Genomic DNA, 23,399 nt, shown 5'->3' on the forward strand with positions numbered 1-23,399 from the left:
GGGCGCGCGGCACGCGCGCGCCGCCTCTCACCCGTCGGCGCGGATGCGCGCGTTCTCCGGGTCGTAGGGGCTGTCGGGCTGCACCTCGGCGTCCCAGAGCCGGTCGAGCATCTTCACCTGCAGTTTCGTGCCCGGCGCGGCGTGCTCGGGGGTGACGTAGCCCATGCCGATCGACTTGCCGAAGGCCACCGAGTAGCCGCCCGACGTCAGCCGGCCCACCCGCGCGTCGCCCGCGTAGAGCGCCTCGCGGCCCCAGGGGTCGGCGTCCTCGGGTCCGTCGATCAGGACGGTGACGCACTTCGAGCGGATGCCCGTGGCCTCCATCGCGGCCTTGCCGTGGAAGTCCTTGGAGAGGTCCACGAAGCGCGGCAGGTCCGCCTCGAGCGGCGTCGCGTCGCGGCCGAGCTCGTGGCCGAAGGCGCGGTAGCTCTTCTCCTGCCGGAGCCAGTTCTGCGCCCGCGCGCCCACGAGCTTCAGCCCGTAGCGCGCGCCCGCGCCTTCCAGCAGGTCGAAAAGGTAATTCTGCATCTCGATCGGGTGATGCAGCTCCCAGCCGAGCTCGCCGGTGTAGGCCACGCGGATCGCGCGCACCGGGCACATGCCGAGCTCGATCTCGCGGCAGGAGAGCCACGGGAAGCGCGTGTTGCCGAGCACGGTCTCCGGGTCGGCGTCCTTGACCACCTCGCGCAGCAGGTCGCGGGATTTCGGCCCCGCCACGGCGAAGACGCCCCACTGCGTGGTCACGTCGTGGATGTCGATCCAGCCGAAGCGGTCGCGCGTGTCCTCGGCCGCCTTGCGGAGCCAGTCGCCGTCGTAGGCGGTCCAGGCGCCCGCGCTCACGAGGTAGTAGTCGTCCTCGCCCAGCCGCACGATGGTGTATTCGGTGCGCGTGGTGCCCGCCTCGGTCAGCGCATAGGTCAGGTTGATGCGCCCCACCTTGGGCAGGCGGTTGCAGGTCAGCCAGTCGAGGAAGGCCGTGGCGCCGGGGCCGCGGACGCGGTGCTTGGTGAAGGCGGTGGCGTCGATCAGCCCGACGCCCTCGCGGATCGCCTTCGCCTCTTCGACGGCGTATTGCCACCAGCCGCCGCGGCGGAAGCTGCGGGCGTCGTGGTCGAAGTCCTCCGGCGCGTCCACGGGGCCGAAGTAGTTTGGCCGCTCCCAGCCGTTGACCTGCCCGAACTGCGCGCCGCGCGCCTTCATCCGGTCGTAGGCGGGCGCCGTGCGCAGCGGCCGGCAGGCCGGGCGCTCCTCGTCGGGGTGGTGGAGGATGTAGACGTGCTCGTAGGCCTCCTCGTTCTTGCGGGCGGCGTATTCGGTCGTCATCCAGTCGCCGTAGCGGCGCGGGTCGAGGGAGGCAATGTCGATCTCGGCCTCGCCCTCCACCATCATGTCGGCGAGGTACTTGCCGGTGCCGCCCGCCGCCGTGATGCCGAAGCTGAAGCCCTCGGCGAGCCACATGTTGCGCAGGCCCGGCGCCGGCCCGACGAGCGGGTTGCCGTCGGGCGTGTAGCAGATCGGGCCGTTGTAATCGTCCTTGAGCCCCACCTCCTCCGACGAGGGGATGCGGTGGATCATCGACATGTATTCCTCCTCGATCCGCTCCAGGTCGAGGGGGAAGAGATCCGCGCGGAAGCTCTCGGGCACGCCGTATTCGAAGCGCGCGGGCGCATTGCGCTCATAGGGGCCGAGGATCCAGCCGCCGCGCTCTTCGCGGACGTACCACTTGGCGTCGGCGTCGCGCAGGACCGGGTGCTCGGGGTTCGATTTGCGCCACTCCACCAGCGCCGGGTCCGGCTCGGTGACGATGTACTGATGCTCGACCGGGATCGCCGGGATCTTGATGCCCAGAAGCCGCGCGGTGCGGGGGGCGTGGTTGCCGGTGGCGGTGACGACGTGCTCGGCCCTGACCACGACCTGCTCGTCGGTGGGCACGAGGTTGCCGCCCTTCTCGGCCATTTTCGTGCAGGTGACTTCCCAGTGGTCGCCCTTCCAGGCGTAGCCGTCCACCTGCCAGCGGCGCTCGATGGTGGCGCCGTGCTGGCGCGCGCCCTTGGCCATCGCCTGCGTCACGTCGGCGGGATTGATGTAGCCGTCCTCGGGGTGGAAGATCGCGCCCTTGAGGTCGTCGGTGCGCACCAGCGGCCAGCGCGCCTTGATCTCGTCGGGGGTGAGCCACTCGTAGTGGACGCCCACCGTCTCGGCCGTCGAGGCGTAGAGGCGGTATTCGTCCATGCGCTCGTCGGTCTGCGCCATGCGCAGGTTGCCCACCACGTAGAAGCCCGCGTTGAGGCCCGTCTCCGCCTCGAGGCTCTTGTAGAAGCGCACCGAGTAGTCGTGGATATGGCTGACCGCGTAGCTCATGTTGTAGAGCGGCAGGAGCCCCGCGGCGTGCCACGTCGAGCCCGAGGTGAGCTCGTCGCGCTCGAGTAGCGTCACATCCGACCAACCCGCCCGCGCGAGGTGGTAGGCGATGGAGGTGCCGATGGCGCCCCCGCCCACGACGAGGGCCTTCACGTCTGTCTTCATCCCGGGGCGACTCCCTTCTTCCCTCGGCCCGTGCTTACCGCTGCGGGCGGGGGGCGCGCGTGACCGCCCCGACACCTGATCGCGGGAAAGCGACACCGCCGGCCTGCGGAAAGGTGCCGGCGTCGGCCGTGCCGCCCTTTCGCCCCTTCCGGTCAGGTCCTATAAGGACGCCCAGCCGCGCCACGAGAGTCGCGGCGGCGAGGAGCGGCGAGCGGGGTCGACGAGCGCGCATGTTTGGACTGGCGGATCTCACGGGCATGTTCTCGCAGGACATGGCCATCGACCTCGGCACCGCGAACACGCTCGTCTACGTCAAGGGGCGCGGCATCATCATGTCCGAGCCCTCGGTCGTGGCCTATCACGTCAAGGACGGGGTCAAGAAGGTGCTCGCCGTGGGCGAGGACGCGAAGCTGATGCTAGGCCGCACCCCCGGCTCGATCGAGGCGATCCGCCCCATGCGCGAGGGCGTGATCGCCGACTTCGACGTGGCCGAGGAGATGATCAAGCACTTCATCCGCAAGGTCCACAAGCGCTCCACCTTCTACAAGCCGAAGGTGATCGTCTGCGTGCCGCACGGCGCGACGCCGGTGGAGAAGCGCGCGATCCGGCAGTCGGTGCTCTCGGCGGGGGCGCGGCGCGCGGGCCTCATCGCAGAGCCCATCGCGGCGGCCATCGGGGCGGGCATGCCGATCACCGATCCCACCGGCAGCATGGTCGTGGACATCGGCGGCGGCACCACGGAGGTCGCGGTGCTCTCGCTCGGCGACATCGTCTATGCCCGCTCGATCCGGGTGGGCGGCGACCGCATGGACGAGGCGATCGTCAACTACCTGCGCCGGCAGCAGAACATCCTCGTCGGCGAATCGACCGCCGAGCGTATCAAGACCTCCATCGGCACGGCGCGCATGCCCGACGACGGGCGCGGCGCCTCGCTCCAGATCCGGGGGCGCGACCTGCTGAACGGGGTGCCCAAGGAGACCGAGATCAATCAGGCGCAGGTGGCCGAGGCGCTGGCCGAGCCGGTGCAGGCGATCTGCGAGGCGGTGATGACCGCGCTCGAGGCGACGCCGCCGGACCTCGCCGCCGACATCGTGGACCGCGGCGTGATGCTGACGGGGGGCGGCGCGCTTCTCGGCGATCTGGACCTCGCGCTGCGCGAGCAGACGGGCCTCGCCGTCTCCATCGCGGACGAGAGCCTCTCCTGCGTCGCGCTGGGCACCGGCAAGGCGCTGGAATACGAAAAGCAGCTGCGCCACGCGATCGACTACGAAAGCTGAGCGGTCCCCGGCGGAGTTGATTTTGCCGGCGGGGCCGGAGCGGCTATTGTGACGCGAAAGCGCACCGCGGCGGGAGCGGACCGGGCTTGGCACGCGACAGGACGACCTCGGAGGATTACGCGCGGCCGCTGAAGCGCCTGCTTCTGGCGGTGCTCGTGCTGTGCCTGATCGCCGTCTTCCTCGTCTGGCGAATCGACAGCCCGCGCGTCGAACGCTTCCGCGCGCAGGTGGTGGACGCCGTCGTGCCGAGCTTCGACTGGGCCATGGCGCCGGTCACCGCGACGGTGAACCTCGCGCGCGACTTCCGCAGCTACCAACGCATCCACCAGCAGAACCGCGAACTGCGCCGCGAGCTTCAGCAGATGCGCGCCTGGAAGGAGGCGGCGCTCCAGCTGGAGCAGGAGAACGCGCGGCTGCGCGACCTGAACAACCTCGCGCTCGATCCGCAGCTCACCCATGTCACCGGCGTGGTGATGGCCGATTCGGGCTCGCCCTTCCGGCAGTCGGTCCTGCTGAACGTCGGCACGCGCGACGGCATCGTGGACGGCTGGGCGGCGATGGACGGGCTGGGCCTCGTCGGGCGAATCTCCGGCGTCGGCGCCACGGTGAGCCGGGTGCTCCTGCTCACCGACAGTTCGTCGCGCATCCCGGCGGTGATCCAGCCCTCGGGCCAGCGCGCGATGGTCGTGGGCGACAACAGCGCCGCGCCGCTTCTCGATTTCGTCGAGAACGCCGACGCGGTGCGTCCGGGCGACCGGCTCGTGTCGTCGGGCGACGGCGGCGTCTTTCCGCCGGGGCTGCTGATCGGGCAGGTGGCCGAGGACCCGCAGGGCCGGCTGCGCGTGCGCCTCGCGGCCGATTACACGCGGCTCGAGTTCCTGCGCGTCCTGCGCCACGACGGCACGCCCGCCGTCGAGGGGCCGGGCGCGCTGATCCTGCCGCCGGACCTCGCCGACGCGCGGGCGGAGGCGCCGGGCGATGGCTGAGGCGCAGGGCGGGGCACTGTGGTTCGGGCGGGCGGTCTTCGTGGCGCTCTGCGTCGCGGTGATCTTCTTCGCGCTCCTGCCGCTCGACACCGGCGTGCCGCGCTGGGCGCCGCCCGACCTTCTGCTCGCGCTCTGCCTCGCGTGGTCGGCCCGGCGGCCCGACCTGGTGCCGGCGCTCTCGGTGGCGGGCGTGGCGCTGCTCGCCGATCTCCTCTACCAGCGTCCGCCGGGGCTCTTCGCGGCGCTGACGCTCCTCGGCTCGGCCTACCTGAAGGCGCGCGCCGCGGCGCTGCGCGACGCCGGGTTCTTCGTGGAATGGGCGACGGCGGGCGCGGTGATCCTCGCGATCGCCGTGGGCTACCGCGCGGGGCTCGCGCTCGTCGCCGTGCCGCAGCCGCCGCTCGGGCTCTTCCTCGTGCAGGCGCTCGCCACGGTCGCGGTCTATCCGGCGGTCGTCGTCGTCTCGCGCCTCGTCTTCGGGCTGCGCCGGCCGGCGGCCTCCGACGGGGCCGGCGGGAGGTCCGCGGCATGAGGCGCAGCGCGCGGGACACCGAAACCAGCGTGCGCCGCGTCAGCCGCCGGGGCCTGATCGTCGCGGGGCTTCAGGCGGGGTTCATGGGGCTCCTGACGCTCCGGCTGCGGCACATGCAGGTGGAACAGGCCGACGCGTTCCGCCTGCTCGCCGAGGAAAACCGCATCAACGTCCGTCTGATCCCGCCGCGGCGCGGGCGGATCTTCGACCGGGAGGGCCGGCTGATAGCCGGCAACGAGCCCGCCTACCGCATCACAGTCGTGCGCGAGGACGCCGGCGACGTCGAGGCGGTGCTGCGCCGCCTCGCGCGGATCGTGCCCCTGACGGAGGAGGACATCGACCGCGTCAGCGCAGAGGCCGCGCGCTCCGCGCCCTTCCTGCCGGTCACCGTCGCCGACCGCGTCAGCTGGGAGGACGTGAGCCGCGTCGCGGTCAACGCGCCGGCGCTGCCCGGGATCACGCCCGAGGTGGGACAGTCGCGCGTCTACCCGCGGCGCGAGGATTTCGCGCATGTCGTGGGGTACGTCGGCCCGGTGAGCGAGCGCGACCTCGCCCGCTACGCCGACCCGGAGCCCGTGCTGCGCATCCCGCGCTTCCAGATCGGCAAGGTCGGCGTCGAGGCCCGCTACGAGGAGCGCCTGCGCGGCCGCGCGGGCACCCGCCGGGTGGAGGTCAACGCGACGGGCCGCGTCATGCGCGAGCTCGACCGGCAGGAGGGGGCGCCCGGCGCCGACCTTCAGCTCACGGTGGACCACCAGCTACAGGATTACGTGCGCGCCCGCCTCGGCCGCGAGAGCGCGAGCGTCGTGGTCATGGACCTCGAGGAGGGCGATCTCCTGGCCATCGCCTCGGCGCCCTCCTACGATCCCAACAAGTTCGTGCAGGGCATCCCGGTCGAGGATTACGCGGCGCTGCGCGACAACGAGCGCCGCCCGCTCGCGTCCAAGACGGTGCAGGACGCCTATCCGCCCGGGTCGACCTTCAAGATGGTCACCGCGCTCGCCGCGCTCGAGGCCGACGTGGTCTCACCCGAAGAGACGGTCTGGTGCCCCGGCCACATGGAGGTGGGCGGGCGGCGCTTTCACTGCTGGAAGCGCGGCGGCCACGGGCACATGAACCTCGAGGAGGCGCTGCGCGAAAGCTGCGACGTCTATTTCTACGACCTCGCGCTCAAGGTGGGGATCGACGCGGTCGCCGCCACCGCCCGCCGCCTCGGCTTCGGGCAGGCCTTCGACGTGGCGATGTCGGCGGTGGCCGAGGGCCTCGTGCCCGACCGCGACTGGAAGGCGCGCACGCGCGGCGCCGAGTGGCGGATCGGCGACACGGTCAACGCCTCGATCGGGCAGGGCTACGTGCTCGCCTCGCCGCTGCAGCTCGCGGTGATGACCGCCCGCCTCGCCACCGGCCGCGATCTCGCCCCCCGGCTCGTCAAATCCGTGGACGGGGTGGCGGCGCCGGTGCGCCCGGCCGCCTCGCTCGGCTTCAACGAGAACCACCTGCGCCGCATCCGCAAGGCGATGTACACGGCCACCAACAACCGGCGCGGCACCGGCTACGCCTCGCGCATCGTGGCCGAGGCCATGACGATGGCCGGCAAGACCGGCACCAGCCAGGTGCGCAACATCACCGCCGCCGAGCGCCGCGCCGGCGTGATCCGCAACGAGGACCTGCCGTGGCAGCGCCGGGACCACGCGCTCTTCGTCGATTTCGCGCCCTATGACGCGCCGCGCGTCGCGGTCGCGGTCGTGGTCGAGCACGGCGGCGGCGGCGCCTCGGCGGCCGCGCCCATCGCGCGCGACGTGACGCTTCAGGCGCTCTACGGCGAGACGCCGCCGCTCGAGGCCTATCCTTCGGCCGCGCGCTCGCGCATCCGCGCGCAGCAGGAGCGCCTGCGCCGCGAGCGCCGCGCCGAGGACGAGCCGGCAGAGGGACGCGCGTGAGCTATCTCGAGTACACCGTCAAGACGGTGCCGGCGGGGCCGCGGAAGCTGCTCTACTTCAACTGGCCGCTCGCCGTGGTGCTGATCGCGGTGGCCGGCGTCGGCGCGGTGATGCTCTACTCGGTCGCGGGCGGGCAGTTCTCGCGCTGGGCCGAGCCGCAGCTCCTGCGCTTCGCGGCGGGCTTCGTGCTGATGCTGATCGTCGGGCTGGTGCCGCTCTGGTTCTGGCGCAACATGTCCGTGCTCGCCTACGGCGTCTCGCTGGCGCTCCTGCTCGCGGTGGAATTCGTGGGCGTCACCGGCATGGGCGCGCAGCGCTGGATCGACCTCGGCGTGATGCGCCTGCAGCCCTCCGAGCTCATGAAGATCACGCTCGTCATGCTGCTCGCCGCCTATTACGACTGGCTGCCGGTGGAGCGCGTCTCGCGCCCGCTCTGGGTGCTCGTGCCGGTGGCGATGGTGCTGTTGCCCACGGCGCTCGTGCTGGTGCAGCCCGACCTCGGCACCGCGCTCCTCCTGATGACGGCGGGCGGGCTCGTGATGTTCGTCGCCGGCGTGCACTGGGCCTATTTCGCCGCCGTGATCGCCGCGGGGGCGGGCCTCGTCGCGGCCGTCTTCCAGAGCCGCGGCACCGACTGGCAGCTCCTGAAGGACTACCAGTACCGGCGCATCGACACCTTTCTCGACCCGGCCTCCGATCCGCTCGGCGCGGGCTATCACATCACCCAGTCCAAGATCGCGCTCGGCTCCGGCGGCTGGACGGGGCGCGGGCTCATGCAGGGCACGCAGACGCGGCTCAACTTCCTGCCGGAAAAGCACACCGACTTCATCTTCACCACCCTCGCCGAGGAGCTCGGCTTCGTCGGCGGCGTGACGCTTCTGGTGCTCTATGCGCTGGTGCTCGCCTTCTGCGTGATCACCGCGCTGCAGCACCGCGACCGCTTCGCGCAGATCCTCGTCTTCGGCGTCGCGATCACCTTCTTCCTCTTCTTCGCGGTGAACATGTCGATGGTCATGGGGCTCGCCCCGGTCGTCGGCGTGCCGCTGCCGCTCATCAGCTACGGCGGCTCGGCCATGCTCGTGCTCATGATCGCCTTCGGGCTGGTGCAGAGCGCGCATGTCCACCGCCCGCGCTAGACGCCACCGCCGCTCCAGGGAGGCCGCCTTGACCGTCACCGTGCTCTTCGCCGCGAAACCCGAAAGCTGGGCGGACTACGCCGCGCCCCTGCGCGCCGCCTTCGCCGAGGAAGGCCTCGACGCCGCGCTGGTGACCGAGGCCGCGCCCGAGACCGTCGACTACATCGTCTACGCCCCGAGTTCCGGCCTCGAGGACTTCCACCCCTTCACCCGGCTGAAAGCGGTGCTCAACCTCTGGGCCGGCGTCGAGGACGTGGTCGGCAACCCGACGCTCACCGTCCCGCTCGCGCGGATGGTCGACGACGCGGGCCTGACGCAGGGCATGGTCGAATGGGTCACCGGCCACGTCCTGCGCCACCACCTCGGCATGGACCGCCACATCCTTGGACAGGACGGCGTCTGGCGCCGCGGCGCGCCGCCGCTCGCCACCGAGCGGCGGGTCACGATCCTCGGCCTCGGCGCGCTCGGGGCGGCCTGCGGGCAGGCGCTCGCCCGCCTCGGCTTCCCCGTGACCGGCTGGAGCCGCAGCCCGAAGCGGATCGAGGGGATCGACGCCCGCTCCGGCGCCGACGGCCTCGCGGCCGCGCTCGCGCGCGCCGACATCCTCGTGCTCCTCCTGCCGCTGACGACGGAGACCGAGAACCTCGTCGACGCCGCCCGGCTCGCCGAGCTCCCCGAGGGCGCGGTCCTGATAAACCCGGGCCGCGGCGCGCTGATCGACGACACGGCGCTCCTCGCCGCGCTCGACGCGGGCCACCTCGCCCATGCCACGCTGGACGTCTTCCGCACCGAGCCGCTGCCGCCCGAGCATCCCTTCTGGGCGCACCCGAAGGTGACCGTGACCCCGCACATCGCCTCCGAGACGCGCCCCGCCTCCGCCGCCCGCGTCATCGCCGCGAACATCCGCCGCGCCGAGGCGGGCGCGCCCCTCCACCACCTCGTCGACCGCGCCCGCGGCTACTGAGCCGCACGCCGCCGCAACCGGCGGCGCCTTCTTCTTGGTCCAAATATCCCGGGGGGTGAGGCGGCGCAGCCGCCGAGGGGGGCAGCGCCCCCCTGATCGCACGCAGTGCCAGAGGGCGTCGCGCCGAAGGCGCTCCTACTGGATACGCCGGAGGCGCGCCATATGAATCCCGCCGGAGGCGCGCCCTATGAGCCCGGCCGAAGGCGCGCCATTTAGGTACCGCCGAAGGCGCCGGCGACCCGCCCGGACGCTCAGGTGAAGCGGTTGTCGCGCGGGAAGCCGCGGGGGGCCATGCGGCCGGCGGTGGCGCGTGCCGCGCGCCACTCGGTCAGGTCCGTCTCTGTGCGCGTCCGCCCCGCCGGGTCCTTCCAGGCGAGGCCCTCGGTGCTTTCGAACGTCGTCGCGTCGGCGAGGCCGCCGTCCTTGTATTTCTGCAGCCGCACGCCCTTGCCGCGCGCCATCTCGGGGAGGTCGGCGACCGGAAAGACCAACATCTTCCGGTTCTCGCCCACCACCGCGACCATGTCGCCGGTCACGCGCTTGACCACCCGCGCCACCGCCGGCGCGCGCAGGTTCAGCACCTGCTTGCCCGCGCGGGTCTGCGCCACGACCTCGCTCTCGGGCGCGACGAAGCCGTCGCCCTTCGAGGAGGCCACCAGCAGCTTCGCGCCGGGGCGGTGGATCAGCAGCGTCACGATCTCCGCCTCGTTCGGCAGATCGACCGAGAGGCGCACGGGCTCGCCCATGCCGCGCCCGCCGGGCAGGCTCGAGACCGAGAGGGTGTAGGCCCGCCCGTTCGAGCCGAAGAGGATCAGCCGGTCCGTCGTCTCCGCGTGGAAGAGGAAGCGCGGCCCGTCGCCGTCCTTGTACTTGAGTTCCTTGTCGAGGGCGACGTGGCCAGACAGCGCGCGGATCCAGCCCATCTGCGAACAGACGACCGTGACCGGCTCGCGCTCGATCATGGCCTCGATCGGCACCTCCTCGACGTGGCCCGCCTCGGCGAGGCTCGTGCGCCGCGCACCGCCCGGGGCGCCGGCGCCGAAATTCGCCTGCACCTCGCGCAGCTCCTCGGCGATGCGCGTCCATTGCCGGGCGTCGTCGCCGAGCAGCGCCTCGAGCCCGGCGCGCTCCTCGCGCAGGCGGTCGCGCTCGGCCTTGAGCTCGATCTCCTCGAGCCGGCGCAGGCTCCGCAGGCGCATGTTGAGGATCGCCTCGGCCTGCACGTCCGAGAGCCGGCCGGGCGCGTAGCGCTTCGGCACCTCCTCGCCGTCCGGCGCCGCGGCCTCCGCGTCGGGCAGGGCCTCGAGCGCGCCGCGGTCCACCCCCGCGAGCGGCGAGGCGTAGTCGTCCTCGGAGGTGGCGCGTGGGATCGCCTCCTGACGCGCCGGCGACCAGTCCTCGTACATGAGCGCGGCCTTCGGCGCGTCGTCGTAGCGGATGATGTCGATCACCCGGTCGAGGTTGAGGAAGGCCAGGAGGAACCCCTCGAGCACCTCCAGCCGGTGCGCGATCCGCCCGAGGCGGTGGCGCGCGCGGCGCTGCAGCACGTCGCGGCGATGGTCGAGGAAGGCGCGCAGGAGCTCGCGCAGCGAGCACACGCCGGGCGTCACCCCGTCGATCAGCACGTTCATGTTGAGCGGCACCCGCACCTCCAGATCGGAGTTGCGGAAGAGCGCCGCCATCAGCACTTCCGGGTCCACGTTGCGCGAGCGCGGCTCGAGCACGATGCGCACGTCGCCCGCGCTCTCGTCGCGCACGTCGGCGAGCGGGGGCACCTTGCGCGTCTGGATGAGCTCCGCGATCTTCTCGATCAGGCGCGATTTCTGCACTTGGTAGGGGATCTCGGTGACGACGACCTGCCATTGCCCGCGGCCGAGATCCTCGCGCTCCCAGCGCGCGCGCAGCCGGAAGGCGCCGCGCCCGGTGCGGTAGGCCTCAGCCACGCTCTCGCGCGGCTCGACCAGCACGCCGCCGGTCGGGAAGTCGGGGCCGGGGATGTGCTCGAGCAGGCTGTCGTCGCCGGCCTCCGGGTCCTCGATCAGGTGCAGCGCGGCGGCGAGCAGTTCGCCGAGGTTGTGCGGCGGGATGTTGGTGGCCATGCCGACGGCGATGCCGGAGGCGCCGTTGGCGAGCAGGTTCGGAAAGGCCGCCGGCAGCACCGCGGGTTCGCGCAGCGAGCCGTCGTAGGTGTCGCGGAAGTCCACTGCGTCCTCGGCGAGGCCCTCCATCAGCGCCTCGGCGAGAACGGTCATCCGCGCCTCGGTGTAGCGGGCGGCGGCGGGGCTGTCGCCGTCGATGTTGCCGAAGTTGCCCTGCCCGTCGACGAGCGGGTAGCGCATGACGAAGTCCTGCGCGAGCCGCGCCATCGCGTCGTAGATCGCGGCGTCGCCGTGTGGGTGATAGTTGCCCATCACGTCGCCCGCGATCTTGGCCGACTTGCGAAAGGCCCCGCCGGAGCCGAGCCGCAGCTCGCGCATGGCGTAGAGGATGCGCCGCTGCACCGGCTTCAGCCCGTCGCGGGCGTCCGGCAGCGCGCGGTGCATGATCGTCGAGAGCGCATAGGTGAGATAGCGCTCTCCGAGCGCGCGGCGCAGCGGCTCGGCCGAGGGCGGCGGGGGCGCGCCGGCGCCGCCGGTCTCGCCCGTCTCGTCGGTGGGATCATCCATGGCGCGGGCATAGCGCCGCGGCGCGGGGCGGTAAAGCGGCCAAGCGCGCGCCCGCGCGCTTGCGCGCCGCGCGACGCCGTCCTAGGCGGGGCCGGGGGAGGGCCGCCCATGACGCAGCGCAGCATCCTGATCACCGGCTGTTCGAGCGGCATCGGCCGCGACGCCGCGCGCACCCTCGCGGCGCGCGGCTGGCGCGTCTTCGCCGCCTGCCGGGCCGAGGCGGACTGCGCGCGCCTGCGCGCCGAGGGACTGGAGAGCCCGCGTATCGACTACGAGGATCCGGCGAGCCTCGAGAGTGGCATGGCCGAGGTGCTGGCGGCCACGGGCGGGCGGCTCGACGCGCTCTTCAACAACGGCGCCTACGCCATTCCCGGCCCGCTCGAGGACGTGCCGGCCGAGGCGATGCGCGCCATCTTCGAGGCCAACCTGATCGGCTGGCACGACCTGACGCGCCGCGCGCTGCCCGCGATGCGCGCGCAGGGGGGCGGGCGGATCGTCAACTGCTCCTCCGTCCTCGGCTTCACGCCGGCCAAGTGGCGCGGGCCCTACGTGGCGAGCAAGTTCGCGCTCGAGGGACTGACGGACGTCCTGCGCCTCGAGATGGCGGGCAGCGGCATCCATGTCGTGCTGATCCAGCCGGGGCCGATCGACACGCCCTTCCGCGAAAACGCGATCCGGCAGTTCGAGAAATGGATCGACTGGGAAAGCTCGCCGCGCGCGGACGACTACCGCGCGACGCTCCTCGACCGGCTCTACAAGGGCGCCGACATGCGATCCTGGCCGCCCTCGGCGGTGACCGATGCGCTGATCCGCGCGCTCGAGAGCCCGCGCCCGCGCGCCCGCTACGCCGTGACCACCCCGACCCGCGCCGCGGCGGTCCTGCGCCGCGCGCTGGGCGGGCGGCTTCTCGACCGGGTGCTGCACAGGCTCTGAGGCGCGGGGTTCGCTTTTCCGGCGCGCTCCGCTATGTGCGCCTCCTGACCGAGACCGAAAGGACCGCCGATGGCTTCCGACCCGCTTTTCTACGTCATGGCGATCGCCATGCTGATCGTCGTGGGCATCCTCCTGACCGGCATCGGCGGCTTCGCCCGCGGCGGCGAGTTCAACCGCAAATACGCCAACCGCCTGATGCGGTGGCGGATCATCGCGCAGTTCGTCGCGGTGGTGCTCATTCTTCTGTTCGTCTGGATACGCAGCGGAGGCTGACGATGGTCGTGCTCAACAAGATCTACACCAAGACCGGCGACGCCGGGGAGACCGCGCTCGGCGACGGGCAGCGCGTGGCCAAGCACGCGCCCCGCGTGATCGCCTACGGCACCGCCGACGAGCTGAACGCGACGCTCGGGCTCGCGCGGCAGCACGCCGAGGGCGAGATGGACGCGCGCCTCGCGCGGATCCAGAACGACCTCTTCGATCTGGGCGCCGATCTCTGCTGCCCGGACATGGAGCGCGACCACGAGGCCGAGTATCCCCGCCTGCGCGTCGCCGAGGCGCAGGTCGCCCGGCTCGAGGCCGAGATCGACGAGATGAACGGCGCGCTCGAGCCGCTGCGGAGCTTCATCCTCCCCGGCGGCTCGGCGCTCGCCGCGCATCTGCACCTCTGCCGCACGGTGGCGCGGCGCGCCGAGCGCTACGCGGTGGAACTCGCCACCATGGAACACGTGAACCCGGCGGCGGTGCGCTACCTCAACCGCCTGTCCGACTGGTTCTTCGTCGCCGGCCGCATCGCCAACGACAACGGCCGCGCCGACGTGTTGTGGGTTCCGGGGGCGAACCGGTGAGCGAAGCGAACCGGCGGGCCGTCCAGTGGACGGCCCGGCTACCGGAAGCGCGGAGCGCCGGCCCGGAGGGCGGGGGCGAACCGGTGAGCGTAGCGAACCGGCGGGGCGTCCAGTGGATGGCCCGGCCCAGGTAAACGCGGAGCGCCGGCCCGGAGGGCGGGAGCGAACCGGTGAGCGCAGCGAACCGGTCCTGAGCGACGGCACCGGTGAGGTGCGGCGCGCGCCGGGCCGGGGTGCGGCGACCGGTCGCAGGGCGCGGGCGGACGTGCCGCCGCGCGGGCGGCGAACGCGACGTTTCGGGGCGCTCGCGTGACGATTTTGCCCTGTCGCGGAGCGGTCCGAGCCGCTAAGACCCTGCGGCAGGACAGAGAGGCACGCCGGGCGGCCGGCGCGCGCAGAGAGGGAGAGACACGCCGATGAAGGTACTCGTGCCTGTGAAGCGCGTGATCGACTACAACGTGAAGGTCCGCGTCAAGGCGGACGGATCGGGCGTCGATCTCGCCAACGTCAAGATGTCGATGAACCCCTTCGACGAGATCGCCGTGGAGGAGGCGATCCGCCTGAAGGAAAAGGGCCAGGTCGAGGAGGTCGTGGCCGTCTCCATCGGCGTCAAGCAGGCGCAGGAGACGCTGCGCACCGCGCTCGCCATGGGCGCCGACCGGGCCATCCTGATCGTCGCCGCCGACGACGTGCACCAGGACATCGAGCCGCTCTCGGTCGCCAAGCTGCTCGCGAAGGTCGTCGAGGAGGAAAGCCCCGACATCGTGCTCTGCGGCAAGCAGGCGATCGACAACGACATGAACGCCACCGGGCAGATGCTCTCGGCGCTCCTCGGCTGGTCCCAGGCGATGTACGCCAACGAGGTCGCCGTCGAGGACGGGCAGGCCGTCGTCACCCGCGAGGTGGACGGCGGGCTTCAGACCGTGAAGGTCAAGCTGCCCACGATCATCTCCACCGACCTGCGCCTGAACGAGCCGCGCTACGCCTCGCTTCCCAACATCATGAAGGCGAAGAAGAAGCCGCTCGAGGAAAAGACCGCCGCGGACTACGGCGTGGACGTCGCGCCGCGCCTTCAGGTGGTCGACACCAAGGAGCCGCCGGCGCGCCAGGCGGGCGAGATGGTCGGCTCGGTCGATGAGCTGGTGTCTAAACTCAAGGAAAAGGGGGTGGTGTGATGGCCGTTCTGCTGATCGCCGAAATCTCCGACGGCGCGCTGGCGATGGACGCCACCGCCAAGGCCATGACCGCCGCCAAGGCGCTGGGCGAGGTCACGGTGCTCGCCTGCGGCGAGCAGGCCGCCGACGCGGCCGCCGAGGCCGCCAAGCTCGACGGCGCGGCGAAGGTGCTCTGCGCCGAGGACGCGATCTACGGGCACCGCCTCGCCGAGCCGACGGCGGCGCTGATCGCCGAACTCGCCAGGGACTACGACCACATCGTCGCCCCGGCGACGACCGACGCCAAAAACATCCTGCCGCGGGTCGCCGCGCTGCTGGACGTCATGGTGATCTCGGACGTGAGCGCGGTGATCGACGCCGACACCTTCGAGCGGCCGATCTACGCCGGCAACGCCATGCAGACGGTGAAATCCTCCGACGCGAAGAAGGTGGTGAGCATCCGCACCTCGACCTTCGACGCGGTGGCGCAGGGCGGCGCCGCCCCGGTCGAGACCATCGGCGCGGCGGCCGATCCGGGCCTCTCGGAATGGGTCGAGGACAAGATGGCCGAGAGCGACCGGCCCGAGCTGACCTCGGCCGGCGTCGTCGTCTCGGGCGGCCGGGGCATCGGCTCCGAGGAGGACTTCCGGATCGTCGAGACCCTCGCCGACAAGCTCGGCGCCGCGGTCGGCGCCAGCCGCGCGGCGGTCGATTCGGGCTTCGCGCCGAACGACTGGCAGGTGGGCCAGACGGGCAAGGTCGTCGCCCCCGAGCTCTACATCGCCGTCGGCATCTCCGGCGCGATCCAGCACCTCGCGGGCATGAAGGACTCGAAGATCATCGTGGCCATCAACAAGGACGAGGAGGCGCCGATCTTCCAGGTCGCGGACTACGGCCTCGTCGCGGACCTCTTCGAGGCGGTGCCGGAGCTGACCGAGAAGCTCTGAGGCCCGCCCCATGGCCCAGCGGCCCGCGCCGGCAGCCCCGGCGCGGGCCGTTTTCATGACTGCGGCAGGTATTGCCCCACCACGGGCAGCAGCGCCTCGGCCGCCGCGGCATGCGCCGCCGGGCCGGGCAGCGCGGCCGCCGCGGGCGCCTCCAGCGGTGGCACGGCCATGCCCTCGGCCCCCCCGGTCGCGGCCGGCGGCGCCTCCACCACCGCGGCGAGGCGCGGGCGCAGCGCCTCGATCATCGCGCGGTCCACGAAAAGCGGCTCGGGCGCCTCCGCCGCCTCCGCCGTGTCGGGCGGCGCCGCCTGCCCGAGCCAGAGCAGCACCACCGGCACGCCGAGGCGGTCGATCAGCTCCGTCATCCGCGCCACCCATGTCGCGCGCAGCGCGGCGCGCAGGCGCGCGAAGCTCTCCGGCGCGCGCTGCGCGAGCGCCCCGGTCATGTGGCGCGTGAAGTGGAACTCGGTGAAATCCGCCTCCGGAAAGAGGCGCGCCATCAGCGGGCGCGGCCCGAGAAAGCGATCGTTGCGGCGCGGGTGCACGGCGTAGAAGCGATTCGAGAGGTTCTGCGCCCCCATCGCCTGCACCACGACGACCTGCGCCGCCTGCGCGGCCTCCAGCACCGCGGGCTCGTTCAGGAAGCTGTCGATCCCGGCGTTCACGCTGCCGAAGTTGAGGCAGGGCAGGCCCGCCACCGCCTCCAGCCGCGCGGGCCACGGCCGGCGGACGTATTTTCCGTAGGTCTCCGTGCCGCCCAGACAGGCGACGAAGGCGCCGTCGACCGCCCGCTCCGGCCCGCGGAACAGCATCCGCGACCCCCGGAAACGGCACGGCGCGTAATCGAGCCCCCCCGGGCCCGGCGCGTCGTAGCTCATGGGTCCCACCACTTTCTTTCACCCGGGGGCAGCGTCGCGCGCGCGCCTTTCGAAAGGCTTAAACCGACAATTGTCTCGTTTCGCCGCGGCCTTGCCGGGCCCCGCCGCGGTCCCTATGGTCCCCGCGCAGCGACCGGAGGGTGAGGCATGGATATCGAGCGCGTGGGCATCGTCGGCGCCGGGCAGATGGGCAACGGAATCGCCCATGTCATGGCGCTCGCCGGCTACGAGGTGCGGCTGAACGACCTCGACCGCGAAACGCTCGACGCCGCGCTCGAGAAGATCGGCCGCAACATGGACCGACAGGTGCGCAAGGGCGCCGTCGCGGAGGCCGACAAGGAGGCCGCGCTCGCCCGGATCACGCCGACCCTCGAGATCAGCGATCTCGGCGCCTGCGACCTGGTGATCGAGGCGGCGACCGAGCGCGAGGAGATCAAGCAGAAGATCTTCGACGCCCTCCTGCCCCACCTGAAGCCCGGGACGATCCTGACCTCGAACACCTCCTCGATCTCGATCACCCGGCTGGCGAGCCGGACGGACCGGCCCGAGAAGTTCATGGGTTTCCACTTCATGAACCCCGTGCCGGTGATGCAGCTCGTCGAGCTGATCCGCGGCATCGCCACCGACGACGAGACCGTCGCGGCCTGCCGCGCGGTGGTGGACCGGCTGGGCAAGACGGCCGCGAGCGCCGAGGATTTCCCCGCCTTCATCGTCAACCGCATCCTGATGCCGATGATCAACGAGGCGGTCTACACCCTCTACGAGGGCGTCGGCAGCGTGCAGTCGATCGACCGCTCGATGAAGCTCGGCGCGAACCACCCGATGGGGCCGCTGGAACTCGCCGATTTCATCGGGCTCGACACCTGCCTCGCCATCATGAACGTGCTGCACGACGGGCTCGCGGACACGAAGTATCGCCCCTGTCCGCTGCTGACGAAATACGTCGAGGCGGGCTGGCTCGGCCGCAAGACCGGGCGCGGCTTCTACGACTACCGCGGCGAGACCCCGGTGCCCACGCGCTGAGCGGCGCGCTCTTCGCCCCTGACGGGGCGCATCGCGCGGATCCGGCGAGGACGCCCGTCAGGGCGGAGGAGCCGCTCAGCCCGCGCCCAGCGCCAGCGTCCGCTCCCGCAGCCAGGCGGCGAAGCCGCGGGGGTTCGGCGCCCAGCTCTCGATCTCGGCGCGCTCGATCGGCGCGCCCACCACCGGCGCCTGCGGCTTGTTCAGCGCATGCGCCACCTCGTGCAGCAGCAGCCCCTGCCGCAGCGTCGGCGAGATGCGGTTGGCGATCTGGTACCAGCGCGAGTTCGCGCCGGGGAAATGGATCGGCACCACCCGCGCGCCGGAGCGCTGGATCATCTTGGCGGTGAAGGGGTTCCACTCCGCCTCGATCGCCGGGCCGAACATGCTGCGGGCGGCGGCGACCACGCCGGAGGGGAAGAGCACGATCGCGCCGCCGCCCTTCAGATGCGTCATCGCGCGCCGGCGCATGTCGAGGTTACGCTCCAGCGCGTCCGCCTCGTGCGCGAAGGGCACGGGGATCATGAACTGCTCGATCTCGGCGACGCCGGTCAGGAGCGAGCGCGTCAGGATCTTGTAGTCGGTGCGCCGCCGGCCGACGAGCTCGGCGAGCACCATCCCGTCCACCAGCCCGTGCGGATGGTTGGCGACCACGACGAGCGGCCCCTCGGCGGGGATGCGCGCGATCTGTTCGGCGGGCGTGACGAGGTCGATGCCCATGACGTCGAGCGCCTGACGCCAGAAGGGCTGGCCCACCGGCACGCCCATCGCCTCGAACCGGCGGATCAGCCGCAGGAGCTTCAGCTTGCCGGTGGCGAGCTCCATCGCCTGGATGGTCCTGACCTTCAGCGGATTGGTGAAGGTGTTGGCGTAGCTCAGCCGCCGCCGGTCGTAGGGGCGCGCCTCGAGCGGGGTGCCGTCGCCCTGCCCCGCGAGCGCGGGCGCGGCGCCCTGCATCATCGCGGTCCGGTGCTGGGAGCTTTCGACCAAGGGGGGCCTCCGGTGCCGTTCGGGCTCACGTCTCCTCGCCGAAGCGGTTCTCCACAAGCGCCTCCACCGCGTCGGCGAGCGCCGCCGCGTCCGGTCCGGACGCTTGCAGTTCAATAGTGCTTCCCTTGGAAGCTGCCAACATCAAAAGCCCCATGATCGAGTCGCCCGACGCGGTGAGGCCGTCGCGGCTGATCTCGGCGGTGGCGTCGAAGCCCTCGACCACCTCCACGAGCTTGGCGGAGGCGCGCGCGTGCAGCCCCTTCTCGTTGGTGATCTTCAGGTGTCGCTGAATGGTGTCGGCCGGCATCGAGATCCGTCAATCCGTGGAAACGCTCTGGCTGTCAATATACTTGCGCCCGGCCTCGAGCGCGCTGCGCACTGCCTCGGCCACCGGCTTGTCCCGGCTCTTCGCCAGCTTGATCAGGAGCGGCAGGTTCGCGCCGTAGAGAATGCGCCGGTTCGCCGCCGCGCAGGCGCGCAGGCTGAGGTTCGACGGCGAGCCGCCGAACATGTCGGTGACCACCACGACGCCGTCGCCCTGATCCACCGCGTCGGCGGCGGCGCTGATCTCGGCCTGCTTGGCGGCGCGGTCGTGCTCGGGCTCGATGGCGACGGCGCGGATCGCGCGCTGGGGGCCCATGACGTGCTCGATCGCGGCGAGGTACTCGTGCGCGAGCCCGCCGTGCGCGACGATGACGATCCCGATCAAGCCGGGCTCCCCGGGCGGGCGTCGCCCCCGCCGGCCGGGTCGCCGCCCCGGTCGAGTTCCCGGTGGCGCAGCGCGACCTGCCAGCCGTCCGCGGCCAGCGCGGGCGCGAGGCGCTCGGCCACCGCGACGGAGCGGTGCTTGCCGCCGGTGCAGCCGAAGCCGAGGCCGAAGTGGCTCTTGCCCTCCGCCGCGTAGGCCGGGAGCACGAAGCGGACGAGGTCGAGCACCCGATCGAAGAAGGGCGCGAAGCGCGCGTCGGCGGCGACATGCGCCTGAACGGCCGGGTCGCGCCCGTCGCGGTCGCGCAGCTCGGCGCGCCAGTACGGATTGTCGAGAAAACGCACGTCGAGCACCATGTCGAGGCCGCGCGGCAGCCCGCGTTTGTAGCTGAAGGACTGGATCGACAAGACGAGCCCCACCCCGTTCGCCGGCGCGACGAGGCGCGCGATCTCGGTGCGCAGGTCGTGCGGCGTCAGCTCCGAGGTGTCGATCAGGATGCCGGCGCGGGCGCGGACGGGGCGCATCAGGTCGATCTCGCGGGCGATGCCGGTCTCGGGCGATTCGGCCGGCGCGAGCGGATGGCGGCGCCGCGTCTCGGAAAAGCGGCGTTGCAGCACCTCGGCTCGGCAGTCGAGATAGACGAGCTCGACCGTCACTTCAGGCAGCGCGTTCAGCGCGTCCATCAGGTCGAGCAACACGTCCGGCGCGAAATCCCGGTTGCGCACGTCGAGGCCCAGCGCCAGCGGCCGCTCCAGTGGCCCGGCCGACAGCAGCCGCGGCACCAGGCCGAGGGGGATGTTGTCGATCGCCTCGAAGCCGCGATCCTCCAGCGCGGCGATCGCGGTGGCCCGTCCGGCGCCCGAAGGGCCGGTGACCAACACCGCGCGCTGCTGCGTGTCGCACTCCGATGTCATCCGTCCGCCCTCAGGCAAACCGCCCTCGTGACAAGTAAAGCAGGATCGCGGCGGGGAAAGCCCGCGTCGCCGGATCGTGACAGAGCGGGACGGCGACGTCGAGAAAGCTTTCGCTGCGCCGCGGCGGCAGGCGCGCCTCTTCCTGCTTTTCGAGAGTCACGGCGAGCGCGACCGGCACGGCCCCGTGGGTCGCCGGCGCATGCAGGAGCCCGACGCCGCGCGCCTCGATCACTCCGGCGTGGCGCGTCGGCGGCAGGGCGAGCAACCGCGCGCCGGCGCGGCGCAGGCGCACCCGGTCGTCCGCGATCAGCCGCGCGCCGCGCGCGAGGCATTCGAGCGCGAGCGACGACTTGCCGGTGCCCGACGGCCCGAGGATCAGCGCCGCGCGCCCCGCGTGCGCGATGGCGGTCGCGTGCAGCTCGGTCGTGTCCGGTGTCGGGGGCATCGCGCCGGCGCATCCGCTCAGAGCGGCAGGCCCACGACGAAGCGCGCGCCGAGCGGCTCCGAGGTCGGGTCGGCCTCGGTCGGGCGGATGTTCTCGGCCCAGATGACGCCGCCGTGGGCGTGCACGATCTGCTCTGATATGGCGAGACCGAGGCCGGAGTTGTTGCCGAACTCGTCGGCCGGACGCTCGGAGTAGAACCGCTTGAAGATCTTCTTCTCGGCGCCCTCGGGGATGCCCGGTCCCGTGTCCTCCACCACGACGAGCACGCGGTTCTCGCGCTTGCGCGCCCAGAGGCGGATGGCGTCGCCGTCCTCGCAGAAGCTGATGGCGTTGGTGACGAGGTTGACCACCACCTGCGCGAGGCGCGGCTCCAGGCCGTGCACCACGACCGGCTCGCGCGGCAGGTCGGTGATGAACTCGACGCCCTTCTCGCGGGCCTGCTGCGCGAGGTGCTCGGCGAGCGCGTCGAGCATCTTGCGCAGGTCGAAGCTTTCCTCGTCCTCCTTGACGAGCTCGCTGTCGAGGCGCGAGGCGTTCGAGATGTCGCTGACCAGCCGGTCGAGACGGCGCACGTCGTGGTCGATCACGTCGAGCAGGCGCGCGCGGTGCTCGGCGCGGTCGGCCACGCGCAGCGTGCCGACGGCGGAGCGGAGCGAGGCGAGCGGGTTCTTGATCTCGTGCGCGACGTCGGCGGCGAACTGCTCGTTCGCCTCGATCCGGTCGTAGAGCGCCGAAACCATGCCCCGGAGCGCGCCGGAGAGCTGCCCGATCTCGTCGGGGCGCGCGGTCAGGTCGGGGATGCGGATGCGGCCGGGCCGACCGAAGCGGCCCCGGTGGCGGTCGCGCCCGATCTCGGCGGCGGTGGCGAGTTGCGCGATCGGGTTGGAGATCGTCGAGGCGAGCACGAGGCTCAGCCCGACCGAGACGAGGATCGCGATCACGAACATCTGCAGCACGCGCTCGCGCTCGGCGCGCACCATCTGATCGATCTCTCCGGCGGCGGAGGTGACGGCGACGACGCCGAGGGTGCGCCCGTCGCGCGTGATCGGCGTGGTGGCCGAGATGACCGTGCCGCCCGCGGCGTCGACGCCGGTCTCGACGGTCGGCGTGCCCGCCAGCGCGCGGCCGATCTGCGGCACGATCCGATCCTCGAGCGGGCGGGGGGTAGTGCCGGCGAGCGCCTCGACCCCGCTTTCGACGGCGCCCCACGCGCGGGCGAGCGCGTCGGTGATCACGGTGCGCGGCGGCGTCTCGCGCAGCTGCGCGAGCTCCGCCGGCGCCTTCTCTCCGGTCTGGCGCGCGACGACGCGGCGCTCCGTGTCGAAGACGAGCACCTCGATGCCGCGGCGCAGGTCGAGGCCGTCGAGCGTGCGCTGCGACGGCCCCGGTGTCATGTCCGGCGCGGCGCGCGCCTCGAAGACGTCGGCGATGAGCTCCGCCTCGCCGGCGAGGCCGGTGGCGCGCTGCAGGGCGAGGCTGTCGCGGGAGCCGTCGAGGTAGAAGATCCCCGCGACGAGGATGTTGAGCGCGATCAGGTTGAAGATGATGATCTTGCGGGTCAGCGGCGAGCGCCGCCAGGCGAACAGGCCGCGGCGCGCGCGCGCCGCTTCGCCCTCCGCCTCGGCGTCGGGCTCCGGCGACACCCAGTCGTCGCCCAGCACGAGATCCGGCTCGCGCCGCGGGGGCGGGCGGGGCGTCGCGCTGTCCTCCGCCATGGCCATGGCTATTCTTCGTTGTAGCGGTAACCGATGCCGTAGAGCGTCTCGATCGCCGAGAACTCGGGGTCGACGCTGCGCATCTTCTTGCGGAGCCGCTTGATGTGGCTGTCGATGGTCCGGTCGTCCACGTAGACCTGATCGTCGTAGGCGACGTCCATCAGCTGATCGCGGCTCTTGACGAAGCCCGGGCGCTGCGCGAGCGCCTGCAGCAGCAGGAACTCGGTCACGGTGAGGGTGACGTCCTGCTCCTTCCAGGTGACGGCGTGGCGCAGCGGGTCCATCGTCAGGTGCCCGCGCACCATGATCTTCGACTCCTCGGGCGTGCCGGCGGCGTCGCCGGCCTCGGCCTCCTGCCGGCGCAGGAGCGCGCGGATGCGTTCGACGAGGAGGCGCTGCGAGAACGGCTTCTTGACGTAGTCGTCGGCCCCCATCCGCAGGCCGAGCACCTCGTCGATCTCGTCGTCCTTGGAGGTCAGGAAGATCACGGGCATCGACGTCTTTTGACGCAGGCGCTGCAGGAGATCCATGCCGTCGAGCCGCGGCATCTTGATGTCGAGCACGGCCATGTCGGGCAGTTTCCGGTTGAACGCGTCGAGCGCGGACTGCCCGTCGTTGTAGGTGTCGACCTCGAAGCCCTCGGCCTCGAGCGTCATGGAGACGGACGTCAGAATGTTCCTGTCATCGTCCACCAGGGCGATACGGGACATGGGAGTGGTCCTTGTGCTGCTCTCGTGCCTGCCGTCTTTTGACACTTCATCTCCATTTCGGCCCTTGCAATCAATCCCAAACCGCGACTCGGCCGGTGTATGCGGCCCG

At 71.8% G+C, this 23,399-nt stretch carries 22 protein-coding genes; 12 read left to right on the forward strand and 10 right to left on the reverse strand.

Features of this window, described 5'->3' with window-relative positions; genetic code table 11:
* Positions 1-27: 27 nt before the first annotated feature.
* The gene (locus DRV84_RS05320; RefSeq protein WP_115978840.1) at positions 28-2,526 is read right to left on the reverse strand and encodes a GcvT family protein; all 2,499 of its coding nucleotides are present in this window, start codon (positions 2,524-2,526) and stop codon (positions 28-30) included.
* Between the two features lie 230 nt (positions 2,527-2,756).
* On the opposite strand from DRV84_RS05320, the gene DRV84_RS05325 reads away from it, so the two are divergent.
* The 6 genes from DRV84_RS05325 (at position 2,757) to DRV84_RS05350 (ending at position 9,361) form a co-directional block, all read left to right on the forward strand.
* Positions 2,757-3,803 (forward strand): rod shape-determining protein, encoded by a 1,047-nt coding sequence (locus DRV84_RS05325; protein ID WP_115978841.1) that lies wholly within the window; start codon positions 2,757-2,759, stop codon positions 3,801-3,803.
* A gap of 86 nt (positions 3,804-3,889) precedes the next feature.
* The gene (gene mreC / locus DRV84_RS05330; protein ID WP_115978842.1) at positions 3,890-4,789 is read left to right on the forward strand and encodes a rod shape-determining protein MreC; all 900 of its coding nucleotides are present in this window, start codon (positions 3,890-3,892) and stop codon (positions 4,787-4,789) included.
* Positions 4,782-5,321 (forward strand): rod shape-determining protein MreD, encoded by a 540-nt coding sequence (locus DRV84_RS05335; protein WP_115978843.1) that lies wholly within the window; start codon positions 4,782-4,784, stop codon positions 5,319-5,321. The genes mreC and DRV84_RS05335 overlap by 8 nt, the downstream gene beginning before the upstream one ends.
* The gene (mrdA, locus tag DRV84_RS05340) at positions 5,318-7,261 is read left to right on the forward strand and encodes a penicillin-binding protein 2 (RefSeq protein ID WP_115978844.1); all 1,944 of its coding nucleotides are present in this window, start codon (positions 5,318-5,320) and stop codon (positions 7,259-7,261) included. The genes DRV84_RS05335 and mrdA overlap by 4 nt, the downstream gene beginning before the upstream one ends.
* Positions 7,258-8,397, forward strand: coding sequence for a rod shape-determining protein RodA (gene rodA, locus DRV84_RS05345; protein WP_115978845.1), 1,140 nt, complete (start codon positions 7,258-7,260; stop codon positions 8,395-8,397). The genes mrdA and rodA overlap by 4 nt, the downstream gene beginning before the upstream one ends.
* A 28-nt stretch (positions 8,398-8,425) precedes the next feature.
* Positions 8,426-9,361, forward strand: a complete 936-nt coding sequence (locus tag DRV84_RS05350) for a 2-hydroxyacid dehydrogenase (RefSeq protein ID WP_239994990.1) — start codon at positions 8,426-8,428, stop codon at positions 9,359-9,361.
* 251 nt (positions 9,362-9,612) lie between these two features.
* On the opposite strand, the gene DRV84_RS05355 is transcribed toward DRV84_RS05350, so the two are convergent.
* Positions 9,613-12,027 (reverse strand): DNA topoisomerase IV subunit A, encoded by a 2,415-nt coding sequence (locus tag DRV84_RS05355; protein WP_115978847.1) that lies wholly within the window; start codon positions 12,025-12,027, stop codon positions 9,613-9,615.
* A gap of 108 nt (positions 12,028-12,135) precedes the next feature.
* Between DRV84_RS05355 and DRV84_RS05360 the strand changes: the two genes are divergently transcribed.
* The 5 genes from DRV84_RS05360 to DRV84_RS05380 all read left to right on the forward strand — a co-directional run bounded on the left by DRV84_RS05360 (position 12,136) and on the right by DRV84_RS05380 (position 15,909).
* Entirely contained in the window at positions 12,136-12,960 is an 825-nt protein-coding gene (locus DRV84_RS05360; RefSeq protein ID WP_115978848.1) for an SDR family NAD(P)-dependent oxidoreductase, read from the forward strand.
* Between the two features lie 69 nt (positions 12,961-13,029).
* On the forward strand, positions 13,030-13,233 hold the full coding sequence (locus DRV84_RS05365) for a twin transmembrane helix small protein (RefSeq protein ID WP_115978849.1): 204 nt from the start codon (positions 13,030-13,032) through the stop codon (positions 13,231-13,233).
* Between the two features lie 2 nt (positions 13,234-13,235).
* On the forward strand, positions 13,236-13,808 hold the full coding sequence (locus tag DRV84_RS05370; protein WP_115978850.1) for a cob(I)yrinic acid a,c-diamide adenosyltransferase: 573 nt from the start codon (positions 13,236-13,238) through the stop codon (positions 13,806-13,808).
* Between the two features lie 416 nt (positions 13,809-14,224).
* Entirely contained in the window at positions 14,225-14,983 is a 759-nt protein-coding gene (locus tag DRV84_RS05375) for an electron transfer flavoprotein subunit beta/FixA family protein (RefSeq protein WP_115978851.1), read from the forward strand.
* Positions 14,983-15,909 carry an electron transfer flavoprotein subunit alpha/FixB family protein gene (locus tag DRV84_RS05380; RefSeq protein ID WP_115978852.1) on the forward strand — a complete coding sequence of 309 codons (927 nt, stop codon included), beginning with the start codon at positions 14,983-14,985 and terminating at the stop codon, positions 15,907-15,909. Before DRV84_RS05375 ends, DRV84_RS05380 begins: the two co-directional genes overlap by 1 nt.
* A gap of 53 nt (positions 15,910-15,962) precedes the next feature.
* On the opposite strand, the gene DRV84_RS05385 is transcribed toward DRV84_RS05380, so the two are convergent.
* Positions 15,963-16,787 carry a DUF6473 family protein gene (locus tag DRV84_RS05385; protein ID WP_115978853.1) on the reverse strand — a complete coding sequence of 275 codons (825 nt, stop codon included), beginning with the start codon at positions 16,785-16,787 and terminating at the stop codon, positions 15,963-15,965.
* Positions 16,788-16,934: 147 nt separating this feature from the next.
* Here DRV84_RS05385 and DRV84_RS05390 point away from each other — a divergent pair, with 147 nt between their 5' ends.
* Positions 16,935-17,810 (forward strand): 3-hydroxybutyryl-CoA dehydrogenase, encoded by an 876-nt coding sequence (locus tag DRV84_RS05390; protein WP_115978854.1) that lies wholly within the window; start codon positions 16,935-16,937, stop codon positions 17,808-17,810.
* A 75-nt stretch (positions 17,811-17,885) separates the two neighbouring features.
* Here DRV84_RS05390 and DRV84_RS05395 read toward each other — a convergent pair whose 3' ends face one another.
* Genes DRV84_RS05395 through DRV84_RS05425 form a run of 7 tightly spaced genes read right to left on the reverse strand, consistent with a single transcriptional unit; the run spans position 17,886 to position 23,290 of the window.
* A complete protein-coding gene (locus DRV84_RS05395; protein ID WP_115978939.1) occupies positions 17,886-18,764 on the reverse strand; it encodes a lysophospholipid acyltransferase family protein in 879 nt (292 codons plus the stop codon).
* A 58-nt stretch (positions 18,765-18,822) separates the two neighbouring features.
* Positions 18,823-19,104, reverse strand: a complete 282-nt coding sequence (locus tag DRV84_RS05400) for an HPr family phosphocarrier protein (protein WP_115978855.1) — start codon at positions 19,102-19,104, stop codon at positions 18,823-18,825.
* Between the two features lie 9 nt (positions 19,105-19,113).
* Positions 19,114-19,506: a PTS sugar transporter subunit IIA gene (locus tag DRV84_RS05405; RefSeq protein WP_115978856.1), complete on the reverse strand. Its 393-nt coding sequence runs from the start codon at positions 19,504-19,506 to the stop codon at positions 19,114-19,116.
* Positions 19,503-20,420, reverse strand: a complete 918-nt coding sequence (rapZ, locus tag DRV84_RS05410; RefSeq protein WP_115978857.1) for an RNase adapter RapZ — start codon at positions 20,418-20,420, stop codon at positions 19,503-19,505. The genes DRV84_RS05405 and rapZ overlap by 4 nt, the downstream gene beginning before the upstream one ends.
* A 10-nt stretch (positions 20,421-20,430) precedes the next feature.
* On the reverse strand, positions 20,431-20,865 hold the full coding sequence (locus DRV84_RS05415) for an HPr kinase/phosphorylase (RefSeq protein ID WP_115978858.1): 435 nt from the start codon (positions 20,863-20,865) through the stop codon (positions 20,431-20,433).
* 17 nt (positions 20,866-20,882) lie between these two features.
* Positions 20,883-22,586, reverse strand: coding sequence for a sensor histidine kinase (locus tag DRV84_RS05420; protein ID WP_115978859.1), 1,704 nt, complete (start codon positions 22,584-22,586; stop codon positions 20,883-20,885).
* Between the two features lie 2 nt (positions 22,587-22,588).
* Positions 22,589-23,290, reverse strand: coding sequence for a response regulator transcription factor (locus DRV84_RS05425; protein ID WP_115978860.1), 702 nt, complete (start codon positions 23,288-23,290; stop codon positions 22,589-22,591).
* Between the last annotated feature and the right edge of the window lie 109 nt (positions 23,291-23,399).

Origin of the sequence: Rhodosalinus sediminis (assembly GCF_003385555.1) — a bacterium.
In the GTDB taxonomy this organism is placed as follows: domain Bacteria; phylum Pseudomonadota; class Alphaproteobacteria; order Rhodobacterales; family Rhodobacteraceae; genus Rhodosalinus; species Rhodosalinus sediminis.